Consider the following 15,803-nt stretch of genomic DNA (forward strand, 5'->3'; position numbering starts at 1 on the left):
ACCAGTGGTCCCCCTGTGGCAGGAGCGCACCTACCTTCCTCGTGTGACCACCTTCACTGAGGTTTCCGCGATCGCCCCGCTAACCCCACTGACCCTGCAGACCGACGCCGCCGCCCCCGCACGGGGCATCGCCGACCTGCTGCTGCGCGCCGCCGAACGGCACCCCGACACCGGGGTGCGCTACGCCCTCGGCGGCACCGCCACCGGCCACGCCGACCAGAGCTACCCGGAGCTGCTCCGGGAGGCCCAGATCCTGCTGACCGGTCTGCGCGCCCGCGGCCTGCGACCGGGGGACACGCTGGTCCTGCTGCTGACCCACCCCGAGGAGTTCCTGATCGCCTTCTGGGCGTCGGTGCTGGGCGGCTTCGTCCCGTGCCCGATGGCCCGGCTGCAGGGTGACCCGGAGCGCTGGGCCACCCAGCTCACCCACGTCAACACCCTGTTGGAGAGGCCGCTGCTGATCACCAGCGAGGCGATCTCGGCCGAGCTGCCCCCCGTGGAGGGCCTCGCCACGGCCACCCTGGAGCTGCTGCTGGACCCGGAGGCTGAGCCCGCCGAGGACTTCCACACCCCCGAGCCCGACGATGTCGCGGTGCTGGTGCTCACCTCGGGCTCGACCGGCAACTCCAAGGCCGTCATGCTCAGCCACGCCAACCTGCTGGCGTCGATGGCCGGGAAGAACGGCTACCACCGGCTCACCGCCGCCGACACCACGCTCAACTGGGTCTCCTTCGACCACGTCGCCGCCCTGCTGGAGTGCCACCTGCTACCGCTGTCGGTCGGCGCCCGCCAGGTCCACACCGAGGCCGCGGTCGTCCTGCGCGACCCGGTGGAGTTCCTCCGGCTGGTCTCCGGGCACGGCGTGACCATGACCTTCACCCCCAACTTCCTGCTGGGGCTGCTGAACTCGGCCGCCGAACGGCTGGACGCGGCGGACCGCGCCCGGATCGACCTGAGCGGGCTGCGGCACATCATCAGCGGCGGCGAGGCGGTGGTCTGCGCCACCGGCCGCTCCTTCCTGCGGACCTTCGCCCGCTACGGGCTCTCCCCCACCGCGCTCTGGCCCGCCTTCGGCATGACCGAGACCTGCGCCGGCAGCATCTACTCCCGCTCCTTCCCGCAGGGCGACGAGGGCGCGGAGTTCGCGAACCTGGGCACCCCCGTCCAGGGCCTGCGGATCCGGGTCGCCGACGAACAGGACCGCGCCCTGCCCGAAGGCGGCGTGGGCGAACTCCAGCTGTGCGGACCGATGATCACCCGCGGCTACTACCGCAACGAGCGGGCCACCCGGGACGCCTTCACCGCCGACGGCTGGTTCCGCAGCGGCGACCTCGGCCGGATCGACGACGGCCGGCTCACCCTGGTCGGCCGCTCCAAGGACAGCGTCATCGTCAACGGCGTCAACTACTTCAGCCACGAGATCGAGTCCGCGCTGGAGCGGCTGGACGGCGTCGCCGCCTCCTACGTCGCGGCCTTCCCCATCCGCGCGGCCGGCGGCGACACCGAGCAACTGGTGATCGCCTTCCACCCGGAGCTGCCCGCCGAGGACGAGAACGGGCACTACCGGCTGCTCGCCGCGATCCGCAGCACCGTCGTGATGCAGTGGGGCTTCCGACCCGCGCTGATCCTGCCGCTGCCCGCCGAGGCCTTCCCCAAGACCAGCCTCGGCAAGATCCAGCGCGCCCTGATGCGCACCCGGCTGGAGAACGGCGACTACCACGAGGCGGTGCGGATGGTGGAGGAGCTGACGGTACGGCGGCTCGGCGGGCACACCGAGCCCGAGGGCGACACCGAACGGGTGCTCGCCGAGATCTACGCCGAGCTGTTCGACACCGAGCCGGAGCGGATCAGCGCCACCGCCAACTTCTTCGACCTCGGCGGGACGTCCCTGGACATCCTGCGGCTGCGCAACAGAGTGGCGCAGCGCCTGGGCGCCGCCGACCTGCCGGTGCTCACCGTGCTGACCGCCCCGACGGTGCGCGACCTGGCCGCCCGGCTCGCCGATCCGGCCTCCCCCGGCGAGCGGGTCTACGACCCGGTCGTCCCGATGCAGGTCAGCGGGGACAAGACACCGCTGTTCTGCGTGCACCCCGGGGTCGGCGAGGTGCTGGTCTTCGTCAACCTGGCCCAGTACTTCGTCGGTGACCGGCCGTTCTACGCGCTGCGCGCCCGGGGCTTCAACGAGGGGGAGAAGCCCTTCGCGACCTTCGAGGAGATGGTCGACTGCTACGTGGCGGGGATCCGCGCCCGCCAGCCGCACGGCCCGTACGCGCTGGCCGGCTACTCCTTCGGCGCGGCCGTCGCCTTCGAGATCGCCAAGGTGCTGGAGGCACAGGGCGAGCGGGTCGACTTCGTCGGCAGCTTCAACCTGCCGCCGCACATCAAGTACCGGATGGACGAGCTGGACTTCGTCGAGACCGCCGTCAACCTGGCGTTCTTCCTCGACCTGGTGGACAAGAAGCAGGCACGCGAACTTCCGGGGCAGCTGCGGGGGCTGTCCGAGGAGGAGCAGCTGGCCACGCTGATCGGGCTCGCGCCGGCCGAGCGGATCGCCGAACTCGACCTGGATCTCGCCAAGTTCGGCGCCTGGGCGGAGCTCGCCGACCGGATCACCGACCTGGGCCGCAGCTACCGGCCGAGCGGCACGGTCGACTCGATGTCGGTGTTCTACGCCGTCCCGTTGCGCGGGACCAAGGAGGACTGGCTGGCCAAGGAACTGCGTCGCTGGGACGAGCACACCCGCGGCGCCAACCGGTACGTCGACGTGCCGGGTGAGCACTACACGCTGATGGGACCGCAGCACGTGGCCGCCTTCCAGGCCGTGCTGCGCGCGGAACTCGACCGTGCGATGGGGGACGGGCAGTGAACGGCAAGAAGATCCTGGTGACGGGTGGCACGGGGCAGGTCGCCCGGCCGGTGGCGGAGGCGCTCGCCGAGCGCAACGAGGTGTGGTGCCTGGGCCGCTTCGGCACCCCGGGCGTGGAGCGGGAGCTGAACGACCGGGGCATCACCACCTGGCACTGGGACATGGACGACACCGGCCCCGACGGCCTCAAGGGCGTGCCGGAGGACTTCACCCACGTCATCCACTCCGCCGTCCGGCGCGGCGACGACGGCGACTTCAACGCCACCGTCGAGGTCAACGCGGTCGCCACCGGCCGGCTGATGGCCCACTGCCGCACCGCCGAGTCCTTCCTCTACGTGTCGACCGGCGCGGTCTACGCCCGGCAGACCCTGGACCACCGCTACACCGAGACCGACCCGGTGGACGGCGTCGCCGACTGGCTGCCGGCCTACCCGGTGGGCAAGCTCGCCACCGAGGGCGCGGTGCGCGCCTTCGCGCAGGTGCTGGGCCTGCCGACCACCATCGCCCGTCTCAACATCGCGTACGGGCCGGGCGGTTACGGCGGCGTGCCGATGCTGTACTTCCGGCGGATGCTGGCCGGCGAGCCGATCCCGGTGCCGTTGGAGGGCCAGAACTGGTGCTCGCCGCTGCACACCGACGACCTGGTCCGGCAGGTCCCGGGGCTGTGGGAGGCCGGCGCGGTGCCCGCCACCCTGGTCAACTGGGGCGGCGACCAGTCCGTCGGCATCACCGACTGCGTGCGTTACCTGGAGGAGCTCACCGGGGTGCCGGCGAAGCTGGTGCCGAGCTCGGTCACCCGGGAGACCTACCAGTTCGACCCGACGCTGCGCCGGGAGCTGACCGGCCCCTGCGAGGTCGACTGGCGCGACGGCATCCGTCGCACCCTCGAAGCCCTGTACCCCGAGCACGTCCGCTCCTGAGGAGGTTTCCCCGATGTCCCGAACCCGCGAGAACCTCGACCTGGTCCACAGCGCCTACCAGGCCTTCCACGACCGGGACGTGGCCGGCCTGCTGGCCGTCATGGACCCCTCGGTCGAGTGGGTGCACCCGGACGGCCTGGCCCCGTACGGACTGGGCGGCACCAAGATCGGCCATGACGGCGTGCGGGGCTTCCTCGCCACCGTGCCGACCGTGCTGGGCGGCATGCGGCTGGAGCCGCAGGAGTTCGTGCAGTCCGGCGACCGCGTGGTGGTCTTCGGGGTGCGCTCCGTCACCTCGCTGAGCGGCCGCACCGAGACCCTGCCGTTCATCCACTCCTGGACCTTCCGCGACGGCAGGGCCGTCCGGATGGAGGACGTGTTCGACACCGTCGTGTTCACCCGGCTCATCGAGAGCTGAGCAGGCTTCATCGAGAAGCATCGAGAGTCGAGGGGCGGCGACGCTCCTCCCGCCCGAAGGGCACCCCGGCCGGGGTGCCCTTCGGCGTTCGGGCCGCGGCCCGCTCACACCGCCAGTTCGTCCGCGCCCCGCCCGTGCAGCCGGCGCAGGTAGTCGTAGGCGCTGGGCAGGGTCTCCAGCAGGTTGCGCTGCTGGCGGCGGACCTGCTCGAAGAGCGTCCCGGCGCCGCGCACCGACTCGGGCCGGTGGGCGAGCACCGGTGAAGGGCCGACCGGGGTTGGGGCAAGCCCGGCGAGCACGCAGTAGTGGTCGGCGTCGGTCCACGGGCTGAGCGGCTCCTCCGCGCGGTAGCCGTAGTAGCGGGCCTCCTCCACCAGCGCCGAGCCGCAGGGCAGCCCGGCCCGGTAGACGGCGATCCTGGTGCGCACCGCCTCCGAGAGCGCCAGCCGCCCGGTGGCCCGCCAGAACGGGGTGTCGTCGCGCGGGGAGCAGCCGTAGCGCAGCTGGAGGAAGTCCCGGGCCTCGTCGAAGGCGCGGTCGACGGCCCGGTTGTAGCGCTCCGGCAGGACGGGCGGCAGCGGCCCGGCCGGGAAGTGCGCGACCAGCAGCTGGAGCGCCCGCACGGCCAGGTGCGGGCAGTCCGGCCCGGCCGGGTCCAGCACACCGGCCGCCGCGCCGAGGGCCACGCAGTTGCGCCGCCAGGAGCGGCGGGTCCGGCCGGGGCCGTGCTCCTGGTGGTGGACCTCGGTGTGCCCGGGGTCCAGGCCCCAGAGCCGGCACAGCTCGGCGGCGGCCTCCTCGGGCGTGGTGTGGCCGCTCCCGTAGGCGTAAGCGGCGCCGAGCCGGCCGAGCACCGGGTGGACGGCCGTCTGCCCGGCCGGCATCGCCAGCAGGGTGCTGTGCGGCTCGATGCCCCGGCGCCGGGCGTCGGGCGTCGGGACGGTCACCGACACCGCCCGGTCGCACGGCAGTTGCTCCCGCAGGTCGAGGAAGGGCTCGCCGAGCAGGTCGCCGATCAGCCGGCGGCGCGGGCCGGAGCAGTCCAGGAAGAGCTGGCCCGGGATCCGTTCGCCGTGCTCGGTGACCAGGGCGGCGAGGTCGCCCTGCGCGTCCCGCTCGACCCGGGCCAGCCGGCCGCGCACCCGCCGCACGCCACCGGCGGCGACGGCGTGGCGGCGCAGGTGGGCGGTGAACTCCAGGCGGTCGAAGTGCCAGCCGTAGCGGGTGGCGCTGCGCCCGTCGAGCCAGCGCGGGGAGCGCCGGGCGTCCAGCAGCGGGGGTTCACGGAAGCACGCGTAGTCGAAGGGCTCGGTGGTCTCTCCGCGCTGGCGGCGGTGCTGCCAGTAGTGCGAGAGCGGGGCCCGGTCGTACTCGGGCAGCAGCCCGAACGGGTGGTAGAAGGCGTCGGGCCGGGCGTCCGGCAGCTCCCGCGGGGTGGTCCGCCCGGGCCCGGCGGTACGCCAGTTCACATAGCGGTCCGCCGCTTTGAAGGTGGCCGAACTCGCCCGCATCCATTCCTGTTCGTCGATTCCCAGGACGTCGAAGAACGAGCGCTGGAAGGACGGCAGGGCCGTGCCGGTTCCGGCCTCCGGCGGGTCGTCCGGATCTTCCAGGACGGTCACTGCAACCGTTCCCTGGAGTTCCTTCCGCAGATAGGCGGCGGCCGTCCAGGCGATCTGGCCACTTCCCAGAATCACCACGCGCTCGATCCGTTTTTCCATGTCGGGACGCTGCCTCAGATGTCTATGAGGGTTTCTATGAGAGTTCTATGGAACCGGCACCGAAAGTCCTCATAGGGGCCGGATAGGCCTCCGTCACATTCTTTTCTCGCGACCGGAGAACCCGTCACGAGACCGGAGGCGACGATGCGGACGAACAACAGCGAGAACGGTTCTTCCTACAGCGACGTGGAATACGACGCTCAGGCGATCGAACTGATGGAGCTCGACTTCCAGGATTGGCTGGCCGAGGGGGGGCTGGTCGACATGCTGCGGCCCGAGGAGCTGATACGCCTCGACCTGAGCGACCCGGAGGTGGTCTCCAGGACGGCGACCATGCTGGGCCTGGACCCCGACCTCGACTACGACCGGCCGGACCCGGAGTCCGGTATGCGCTGGGGCAGTCTCCTGGCCGCCTACGTCGCGATGATCACGGCGGGCCCGGAGGCGAACCTGGACGGCGGCCACGCGGGCGGCTGCGGCTGACGGGCAACGAGCCCGGGGCCCCGTCCGACGGCGGACGGGGCCCCGGGGAACCGGCGGGCCCGATGGGGAACGACCGAGCGGGGATCAGCAGGGCACCGGCAGGGGTGCGGGCTGCTCCCGGGCGAACAGCCGGACCAGGGAGGAGAAGTGGTAGCGCAGCCCGCCGTCGTCGGTGGCGGTGAGCAGCCTGGCCTCGGTCAGCCGTTCCAGGATCTCCTCGGCGCCGTCCTCGCTCTCGCCCAGCAGCGGCGCGGCCTCGCCCGGGGTGAAGGCGGCGGCCTCGGTGAGGGCGAGGGCGCGGAAGGCGGTCCGGTCGGCCGGGTCGAGCCCCTGGTAGCCGGCCCGCAGGCTGGTGCGGACGTCGAGGTCGCCGAGCCGCAGCTCGTCCAGCCGGCGGTGGGCGGGGTCGAGCCGGGCGGCCAGCCGGGCCGGCGACCAGTGCGGGTGTGCGGCGAGACGGGCGGCGCAGATCCGCAGGGCGAGCGGCAGCCGGTCGCACAGCTCCACGATCCGGGCGGCGGCGGACGGGTCGCCGACCGCCCGGTCGGGGGCCGCGGTGGCGAGCAGCTGGTAGGCCTCGGGGAAGTCCAGCGGGCCGAGCCAGAGCAGCCTGGAGCCCTCGACCGTGCCGAGCGCGGAGCGGCCGGTGACCAGGGTGCGGTTGTGCTCGTCCGCGGTGAGCAGCGGTCGGATCTGCCGGTCGTCGCAGGCGTTGTCCAGCACCACCAGCATCCGGCGGCCGGCCAGCCGGCTGCGGTAGAGCTGGGCGCGCTCGTCCAGGCCGGCCGGCAGCGCGCCCTCGGCGACGCCCAGGGCGCGCAGGAACCAGCCGAGCACCGCGGCCGGGGTTCGGCTGCCGCCCTCGGGGGTGCGCAGGTCGGCGTAGAGCTGGCCGTCGGGGAAGTCGGCACGGCACTGGTGGGCCGCGCGGACGGCGAGCGCGGACTTGCCCACCCCGGCGGCGCCGGTGAGCACCACCGAGCCGAGGCCGGCCGCTCCCCCGGCGGGGCCGCGCAGGGCGGCGAGGACGGCGGAGAGGTCGCGCTCGCGGCCGGTGAAGCCGACGGTGTCCGGGGGCAGCATCGCCGGGGTGAGGCCGGCCCAGACCCCGGCGCCCTCGGGCCCGGCCGGTTCCTCCGGGGTCGGCGCCGCATCGGTGACGGTGATGCGTGGCCGGGCGGCCGGGGCGGGGAGTTCGCCCGCCAGGATCTGCCCGTGCAGCCGGCGCAGGGTCGGTCCCGGGTCGATGCCCAGTTCCTCGGCGAGCAGCCGCCGGCCCGCGTCGTACACCTGGAGGGCGTCGCCCTGCCGGTCGCAGCGGTAGAGGGCCGTCATCAGCTGGCCGCGCAGCCGCTCGCCGGTCGGGTACTCGGCGACCAGGCCGCGCAGTTCGGCGACGGCCGTGGCGTGCGCGCCGAGTTCGAGCTCCGCCTCGATCCGGTTCTCCAGCGCGGCGAGCCGGCTCTCCGCCAGCTGCGGCAGCTCGGTCGCGGCCAGGTGCTCGGTGACTCCGGTGAGCGGGGCACCGCGCCAGTGCGCCAGCGCGGCGCGCAGCAGCCGGGCGGCGCGGGCGTGGTCGCCGGCGGCCAGGGCCTGGCGGCCGAGTTCGGCGTCGCGCCGGAACTCGGCGAGGTCGAAGCGGCCGGCGCCGATGTCCAGCCGGTAGCCGGAGGACCTGCGGACCAGGTCGACGCCGGGGCCGAGCCGCCCACGCAGCCGCGAGGTGTGGGTGTAGAGCTGGGCGGTCCAGGTGGCCGGCGGCTCCCAGCCCCAGAGCAGGGTGCAGAGCCGCTCGTCCGGCATCAGCCGTCCGTCGGCGAGCAGCAGGGCGGCCAGCACCGTGCGGTGCTTGGGGCCGTCCAGTTGGACCTCCTGGCCGTCGAGCGTCGCCTTGACGGGCCCGAGGATGCCGAAATCCAGGGACGCCGGGGCCTGCGCGGCCGTGGTCTCCAACGCGTGGTCCGGTGCTGCGACGTATGCCATGAGTCACCCTCGTTTCGCGGATGCGATGCGAGCGTGACCGTACTGACCTGGCTTTTCGCCGCTCTGTCGGTTGGATTTCGTCGGCCGGGCGCGGCGGCGGGTTCAGCGAAAGGGAATCGAAAGAGCCGTAAAACCCGGCCCGTCTACCTTCGTTCTCAGGTCGAGGGAAGCGGCCGGGCAACCCGCCCGGCGCCCCCGGCCCCGGCATCGAGGGAGACCGTCATGAACGCCGCCACCACCGCCACCACCCGCGCCGCCCTCGACAGGCTGGCCGTCCTCCAGGACGACCCGTGGACCATCATCAACCCGTTCTGAGCCGGTGGACGCCGGGCGGATCAGCCGTCCAGCAGCCCCCGCAGCAGTGCCGAGTCGAGGGCCCCGGCGCCGCGCACCGCGCGATCGAGCCGGGCCAGCTTCTCCTGCCAGACCGGCGACCCCACCTTCGCGAACAGCTCGGCCGCCTCGGTGAGGTGACCGGCCGCCTCGATCCGGTCGCCGAGCAGGACGGTGACGCAGCCGAGGATCGCGCCGGCCCTGGCCTGCAGGAACCGGTCCGGCACCCGTCCGGAGACCACCATGGCCTCGCGCAGGATCCCGGCGGCCTCCGCCAGCCTGTCCTGGCGCCACAGCGCCTCGCCGAGGCAGCGCAGCGAGTGCGCCTCCCCGCGCGGGTCGCCCAGCCCGCGGACCAGTTCCAGCGCGCGCCGACAGGCCGCCTCGGCCCGCTCGCCCTCCCCCTGGCGCACCAGCACCTCGGCCAGCCGGACGGTGCTCTGCGCCTCGCCGCGCACCGAACCGACCGCGAGGTTCTTGGCGATCGCCTGCTCGCTGAGCTCCAGCGAGAGCTGGGGTTCGCCGAGTTCCAGCTCCACCCGGGCCAGGACCCCGAGCACGTGCGCCTCGGCGTAGTGGTCGTCGACCGCGCGGAAGCCCTCCAGCGAGCGGTAGCCGTGTTCGCGGGCCGCGGCGGCGTCGCCGCGGTTGCACTCGTAGAGGGCGAGGTTGCGCCGTACCAGGGCCTCGCCGTGCCGCTCGCCGCACTCCTCGAACAACCGCAGGGCGTCGCCGAGTTGGCCGTGGGCGTCGTGGTAGCGGGACTGGACGATGGCCAGCGAGCTGAGCGAGTGCAGCATCGCCGCCTCGCCGAGGGCGTCGCCGGCCCGCCGGGCCGCGGCGAGGGCGCGCTCGGCGCACTGCTGCCACTCGGCGGGGTAGTTCCGGTTCTGGAAGAGCGTCGCGCTGGTCATCGTGAGGTCCCAGGCGAGCGCGGACTCGTCCAGTTCGGCGGCCTGGTCGACGATTCCGACGATGGCGGCCCGCTCGCGTTCGAACCACTCCATCGGGTCCACCACCAGCTGGTCGACCAGTTCGGCGGGCAGCCGGTGCCGGTGGCCGGGGCCGTGCACCACCGTGTAGTCACCGCCGTAGATCCGCCGGTGCGCCTCCTCGGCGAGGAACAGCCAGCCGCCGGCGGTGCGGCGCAGCGCGGACACGCGCTCGCGCGGGTCCTCCTCCTCGACGGCGCACTCGGAGGCGAACAGCCGCAGCAGGTCCTGGAAGCGGTAGCGCACCTGACCGGTGGCGGCGTCGGCGAGCACCTCCAGCAGCTGGGCGTCGACCAGTTGCTCGATCAGGTCCTCGGCGTCCAGCGGGTCGATGTCCAGCAGGGCGGCGCCGGTCCAGGCGGAGAAGTCCGGGACGTTGAGCAGCCCGAGCAGCCGGTACATCCGGGCCACCGCCTTGGGCAGGCCGCGGTAGCTGAGCCGGAAGCCGGCCCGCACCCCTCGGTTGCCCTCGCTCAGTTCGTCCAGGCGCCGGTGCTGCAACCGCAGCCGGCCGACCATCGAGCGGACCGTCCAGTGCGGCTTGGCGGCGAGCCGCGCCGCGGCGATGCGCAGGGCGAGCGGCAGCCGGTCGCAGAGCTCGCCGAGTTCGGCGACGCTGTCCGGGTCGCCGGCCAGGCGCTCGCGCACGACCACCCGGGCGATGAGCTCGGCCGCCTCGGCCCGGTCCAGGGCGCCGAGCGGGACGGGGACGAAGTGGTAGTCGCCGGCCAGGCCCTCGATCGGGTCACGGCTGGTGACCAGCGCGCAGCAGCGGCCGTTGCCCGGCAGCATCCAGCGGATCTGCTCGAAGGAGCGGGCGTTGTCGAGGACCACCAGCACGCGGCGGCCGCCGAGTTCGGTGCGGAAGCGGTCGGCGCGACCGGTCAGGTCGGCCGGGACCTCGGGGGCGGGCACACCGAGGGCGCGCAGGAAGCGGTCGAGGACGGCCTCGGGGGCGAGCGGCTCGTCGGACTCGTCGTAGCCGCGCAGGTCGGCGAAGAGCTGGCCGTCGGGGAAGTGCGCGGCGACCCGGTGGGCCCAGTGCACGGCGGCGGCGGTCTTGCCGACCCCGCCGATCCCGGTGATCAGGCCGACCGGCAGGGCGGAGCCGTCCCCCGGCTGCTCCAGCAGCCGGTCCAGGGCGTCGAGCGCTTCGGCGCGTCCGGTGAACGCCGCGACGTCGGAGGGAAGTTGGGCGGGCACCACGGGCGCGGCCGGGGCGCTGGAGCGGGCCGCGGTGGGCGGGCCGGCGGGCGCGGTGAGCCAGGCCTCGTCGGCCAGCACCGCCTCGTGCAGGGCCTGCAGGGCCGGTCCGGGTTCGATGCCGAGCTCGTCGACGAACAGCCGGCGCGCCTCGCGGAAGGTCTCCAGGGTCTCGGCCCGGCGGCCGGACCGGTACTGGGCGAGCATCAACTGCGCCCAGGCCTGTTCGCGCAGCCCGTTCTCCCGGATGAAGGCGGAGAGTTCACCGATCAGGTCGCGGTGCTGGCCGAGTTCCAGACGCAGGCCGGTGTACTCCTCGTAGACGGCGAGCCGCAGTTCGGTGAGTCGGGCCGCCTCGGCGGACAGCCGGCCCCAGACCCCGGAGGCGGCGTCGTCCGGGCCGGCCACCCCCTCCAGGGCGCGGCCGCGCCACATGCCGAGCGCCTCCTCCAGCAGGGCGACCGCCTCGGCGGAGCGTCCCTCCCGGGCGTCCTCCCGGGCCTCGGCCACCCGCTCCTCGAACTCGACGGCGTCGATGCGGTGTTCACCGGGGGCGAGCAGGTAGCCGGGATGCACGGTGGCGATCAGGTCGTCCAGGCCGACGGAGGCCTTGAAGGCCTTGCGCAGCCCGGAGACGCAGATCGCGATCTGGTTGACGAAGGTGTTGGGCGGATTTCCCTGCCAGACGGCCTCGGCCAGGGTGTCGACGGAGACCACCCGGCCGGCCGAGAGCAGCAGCATCGCGAGGACGATGCGCTGCCGGGCGCCGGAGAGCTGCACCGGGTTCCCGTCCGCCCGGACGTCGAGCGGCCCGAGGACCCTGAACACCACCTGCAGCACCAGTCGCTCCCCTCAACCGGCGGTCGCGCGCCCGCGGTTCGGGCACCCTTGTCGATCTTCTGGTTTGACTCCGTTCGTACCAGAGCGTGACGCGGACGGACAATCGGGCTCGCAAGAAGCTGCCACCCGCCCGTCGCGACCGGCTCCTACGACGCCTCGCGGTGGGCCGGGGTCCAGGCCCGGCCCCGGGCCCTGCGACCCATCCCGGAGGCCCGTGCCCAGATCTCGGCCGGGCGCGCCGGGTTGCCCGAGAAGATGGCCAACACGGCGGTGAGCGCGTCGAGTTCGATCGACGAGGGATCGCCGCTGAGGACGGTGGCGAGCGGCTCCTCGCTGCCGTCCGCGACTCCGAGGCGCCTCCTCGGCGGTACGCGACCGTCGCTCGCGGGCGTGGTCTTCGGCACTGGCCTACCTCCTCTGCTCCACAGACGATGGCTCGACCGTAGGCAGCCCCGGCGGCGGTGGCCACGGTTCGCCGGGCAGCGGTCCGCAAGCTGAAGCCGGGCCGGGCGCGGTGCCCCGCCGATGGCCACTAGCTGTCAGGTGACAGGTGCAAAGCGGGGCAACGGTGCGATGCTGCAGGCTCACTGACTGCGATCGCCCGTTTCGATCGCACGCCATCCACCAGTTCGCAGCATGCCCTGCGCCCCGCCATTCACCGGGATCGTCGGGTGTCGTCGGACGCAAGGAGTGTCATGTTCACACGGATCGGACGGTTCGTCGTCCGCCGGCCGTGGCTTGTCGTCGTGGCCTGGCTGATCGCCGCGGTCGCGCTGACGGCCCTCTCCCCCAAGCTCGAGTCGACCACCGACCAGACCGAGTTCCTGCCCTCGCACTACGAGTCGGTGCAGGTCTCCGACCTGGAGAAGCGCGCCTTCCCCGGGCAGGAGGACCAGCCGGCCGCGATCGCCGTCTTCCAGCGCGCCGACGGCGGTGCGTTCACCGACGCCGACAAGGCCGACATCCAGAAGGTCGCCACCGGCCTGCAGGCCAAGCACTACGCCCACCTCACCAAGATCCAGGCCGACCCGGCCGCGGTCTCCCCGGACGGCAAGATCGGCCTCGCGCAGATCTACGCCGACAACAAGGACCTCTCGGACACCACCGTCACCGAGAACGTCAAGCAGCTGCGCGTGGACGTCAAGGAGCTGCTGAGCGGCACCAGCCTCAAGATCGGGACGACCGGCCCGGCCGCCAGCGCGCTGGACGCCCAGGAGTCGGGCGACAACACCGACGCCATGATCATGATGGCGACGCTGCTGCTGATCGTCGTCCTGCTCGGCATCATCTTCCGCAGCCCGCTGATCGCGCTGATGCCGGTGGTCCTGATCACCCTGGTCTACCTGACCGCCAACGGGCTGATCGCCACCGCCGCCAAGGTCTTCGGACTGGACGCCGACCCCTCGTCCTCGACGATGCTGATCGTCGTCCTGTTCGGCGTCGGCACCGACTACCTGCTCTTCCTGCTCTTCCGCTACCGCGAGTTCCTGCGGGCCGGGATGGAGCCGCGGCCCGCGATGGCCGAGGCCGTCGCCCGCGTCGGCGAGACCATCGCCTCCGCGGCCGGCGCCGTCGTCGTGGCCTTCCTCGCACTGACCCTGTCCACCATGGGCATGCTGCGCTCCATGGGCCCCTCGCTGGCGATCTCCGTCGCGGTCAGCGCGATCGCCGGTGTCACCCTGGTGCCGGCCGTGTTCGCCCTGCTCGGCCGGGGCGCGTTCTGGCCCTCCAAGGCCTGGAAGCGCGAGCCGAAGAACGCCCTGGCGCAGCGGATCGGCGCCATGACGGCCCGCCGCCCCGGCCTGGTCGCGATCGTCTCCGGCGGCCTGCTGGTCGCCCTCGCCCTCGGCGCCCTCGGCTTCAAGGCCGACTTCGACATGGGCGGCTCGCAGCCGAAGAACCTGGAGTCGGTGCAGGCGATGGACGACCTGCAGAAGGGCTTCTCGGCCGGCAAGGCCCAGCCCACCCAGGTGTTCCTGGAGAACACCGGCGGCGGCAAGCTGGCCCAGGACCAGCTCGCGGCCTTCCGGGACAAGATCGCCGGCGTCGCCGGAGTCGCCCAGGTCTCGCCCGCCCAGCCCTCGGCCGACGGCACCGTCGCGCAGTACAGCGTCTCGCTGGCCTACAACCCGATGGAGGACAAGGCCCTCGACCTGGTCGACGGCGCGCTGCGGGACCAGGCCCACGCGGCCGCACCCGACGGCACCCGCGCCCTGGTCGGCGGCACCACCGCCGTCCTGGCCGACATCCGCACCGCCGTCGAGCGCGACTACAGCGTGGTCTTCCCGGTGGCCGGCCTCGCCATCATGATCATCCTCGGCCTGCTGCTGCGCAGCGTCGTCGCGCCGTGGTTCCTGATGATCTCGGTCGGCCTCGGCTTCGCCGGCACGCTCGGCGCCACCGTCTGGCTGTTCCAGGGCGTCAAGGGCGCCAACGGCGTGCTGTTCAGCCTGCCGGTGCTGGTCTACCTGTTCGTGGTGGCCATCGGCACCGACTACAACATCCTGATGGTCGCCCGATTGCGGGAGGAGATCCGCGACGGCAACGACCCGCGTGAGGCGATCAAGCACGCGGTCGCCCGCTCCGCGCCGACCATGGGCGCGGCGGCGGTCATCCTGGCCGGCACCTTCGGCGTCCTGATGCTCGCGGACAACTCGATGCTCCAGCAGATGGGCTTCGCGGTGGCGTTCGGCATCCTGCTCACCGCCTTCGTGATGGCGCTGTTCCTCGTCCCCGCCACCACCACACTGCTCGGCCGCCGGGCCTGGTGGCCGGGCCTCAAGGAGCAGGCGCCGAACCCGGCCGGCGAGGAGCCCGTCCTGGTCGGCAGCGGCCGCACCTCGGGCTGACCGGCGTCGGTGACGGCGAAGGGGCCGCCGGGTCGTTCCGACCCGGCGGCCCCTTCGCGTGTGCCCGGACGCGCTACGCGGAGCGGTGTTCGACCAGGCCGACCAGGTCGGCGAGGGCCGCGCGGGCCGGGAGGTCCGGAAGGGCGGCCAGCGCGGCGCGGGCCTCGGTGGCGTGGACGTGCAGCAGCTCCCGGGCGCGGGCCTCGGCGCTGGAGCGGCGCAGCAGTTCGGCCGCCCGGCGGCGGTCCCGTTCGTCGGCCAGCGGGCCGCGCTCCAGCAGGGCCCGCAGCTCCGCGGCACGCGGCCCGTCCTCGTCGAGCGCCAGCAGCATCGGCAGGGTCCGCACCCCCACCGCGAGGTCGATCCCGGGGTCCTTGCCGGACTCCCCCGGCTCGGAGGCGAAGTCCAGCAGGTCGTCGGAGAGTTGGAAGACCAGGCCGAGCTGCTCGCCGTACTCGGCCAGCGCCCGGGCGGCGGGCCGCGGCGCACCCGCCACCTCGGCGCCGATTCGCAGCGCGAGCGCGATCAGCGAGCCGGTCTTGTCGGCGATCACGGCGAGGTGGTGGCTCAGCGGGGACTCGTCGGCCAGTGGGCCGGTCAGCTCCCGCAGTTGGCCGCGGACCAGCCGCTCGGCGGCCTCGCCCTGCAGCCGCACCACCTCGGGGCCGAGGTCCGCGGCGAGCCGGCCCGCCCGGACCAGCAGCCGGTCGCCCAGGTGGACGGCCGTGCGGTTGCCCCAGCGGGCCGGGGCGCTCGGCACCCCGTGGCGGCTGCGGGCGCCGTCCATCACGTCGTCGTGGTGCAGCGAGGCGACGTGCACCAGCTCGACCAGGGCGGCGGCGTCCAGGACCGGGTCCGCACCCCTTCCGTCGGACCCGCCGAAGGCCGCGTCGGCGCCGAACTCGGCCGCGAGCAGCACCAGCAGGGGCCGCAGCCGCTTGCCGCCGGCCTCGATCACGTAGCGGGACCACTCGGCGACCAGGGCGTGCGGGGCGTCGCCCGCCGTCGCGCGCAGCCACCGTTCGGCGTCGGCCAGGCGGCCGTGCAGCCGGGCGGCGAAGTCCGGGTCGGTGAGCTCCAGCCGGGCCGCCAGGGAGTCCGGCCGTAACACGGCGATCGGGGTGGTCATCGGTCCTCCAGGCGAGGCGTCAGGACGATTGTTCGAACCCGACCCTAGAAGCCCTCACACCGGGAC

The 15,803-nt window shown here is 73.5% G+C and carries 10 protein-coding genes; 5 read left to right on the top strand and 5 right to left on the bottom strand.

The window, feature by feature from the left end; translation table 11 throughout:
* Nucleotides 1–70: 70 nt before the first annotated feature.
* From ACFVWU_RS27795 to ACFVWU_RS27805, 3 genes are read left to right on the top strand one after another with little or no spacing between them, the layout of a single operon-like run.
* A complete protein-coding gene (locus ACFVWU_RS27795) occupies nucleotides 71–2,866 on the top strand; it encodes an AMP-binding protein (RefSeq protein WP_387626026.1) in 2,796 nt (931 codons plus the stop codon).
* Nucleotides 2,863–3,786, top strand: coding sequence for an NAD-dependent epimerase/dehydratase family protein (locus ACFVWU_RS27800; protein ID WP_387625973.1), 924 nt, complete (start codon nucleotides 2,863–2,865; stop codon nucleotides 3,784–3,786). The genes ACFVWU_RS27795 and ACFVWU_RS27800 overlap by 4 nt, the downstream gene beginning before the upstream one ends.
* 13 nt (nucleotides 3,787–3,799) lie before the next feature.
* Complete coding sequence (locus ACFVWU_RS27805; protein ID WP_387625975.1) at nucleotides 3,800–4,204, top strand: nuclear transport factor 2 family protein; 405 nt, start codon at nucleotides 3,800–3,802, stop codon at nucleotides 4,202–4,204.
* Between the two features lie 104 nt (nucleotides 4,205–4,308).
* On the opposite strand, the gene ACFVWU_RS27810 is transcribed toward ACFVWU_RS27805, so the two are convergent.
* A complete protein-coding gene (locus tag ACFVWU_RS27810; protein WP_387625977.1) occupies nucleotides 4,309–5,904 on the bottom strand; it encodes a tryptophan halogenase family protein in 1,596 nt (531 codons plus the stop codon).
* Between the two features lie 165 nt (nucleotides 5,905–6,069).
* Between ACFVWU_RS27810 and ACFVWU_RS27815 the strand changes: the two genes are divergently transcribed.
* Entirely contained in the window at nucleotides 6,070–6,408 is a 339-nt protein-coding gene (locus ACFVWU_RS27815; protein WP_387625979.1) for a hypothetical protein, read from the top strand.
* A gap of 84 nt (nucleotides 6,409–6,492) precedes the next feature.
* Here the strand turns inward: ACFVWU_RS27815 and ACFVWU_RS27820 are convergent, their stop codons facing one another.
* The 3 genes from ACFVWU_RS27820 to ACFVWU_RS27830 all read right to left on the bottom strand — a co-directional run bounded on the left by ACFVWU_RS27820 (nucleotide 6,493) and on the right by ACFVWU_RS27830 (nucleotide 12,163).
* A complete protein-coding gene (locus tag ACFVWU_RS27820) occupies nucleotides 6,493–8,391 on the bottom strand; it encodes a BTAD domain-containing putative transcriptional regulator (protein ID WP_387625981.1) in 1,899 nt (632 codons plus the stop codon).
* Nucleotides 8,392–8,726: 335 nt separating this feature from the next.
* Nucleotides 8,727–11,759, bottom strand: coding sequence for a BTAD domain-containing putative transcriptional regulator (locus tag ACFVWU_RS27825; protein ID WP_387625983.1), 3,033 nt, complete (start codon nucleotides 11,757–11,759; stop codon nucleotides 8,727–8,729).
* Between the two features lie 146 nt (nucleotides 11,760–11,905).
* On the bottom strand, nucleotides 11,906–12,163 hold the full coding sequence (locus ACFVWU_RS27830; RefSeq protein ID WP_387625985.1) for a hypothetical protein: 258 nt from the start codon (nucleotides 12,161–12,163) through the stop codon (nucleotides 11,906–11,908).
* 291 nt (nucleotides 12,164–12,454) lie between these two features.
* Between ACFVWU_RS27830 and ACFVWU_RS27835 the strand changes: the two genes are divergently transcribed.
* Nucleotides 12,455–14,608, top strand: coding sequence for an MMPL family transporter (locus ACFVWU_RS27835; protein ID WP_387625987.1), 2,154 nt, complete (start codon nucleotides 12,455–12,457; stop codon nucleotides 14,606–14,608).
* Nucleotides 14,609–14,681: 73 nt separating this feature from the next.
* Here ACFVWU_RS27835 and ACFVWU_RS27840 read toward each other — a convergent pair whose 3' ends face one another.
* Nucleotides 14,682–15,737 (bottom strand): polyprenyl synthetase family protein, encoded by a 1,056-nt coding sequence (locus tag ACFVWU_RS27840; RefSeq protein ID WP_387625989.1) that lies wholly within the window; start codon nucleotides 15,735–15,737, stop codon nucleotides 14,682–14,684.
* Between the last annotated feature and the right edge of the window lie 66 nt (nucleotides 15,738–15,803).

Origin of the sequence: Kitasatospora sp. NPDC058190 (assembly GCF_042883685.1) — a bacterium.
In the GTDB taxonomy this organism is placed as follows: Bacteria; Actinomycetota; Actinomycetes; order Streptomycetales; family Streptomycetaceae; genus Kitasatospora.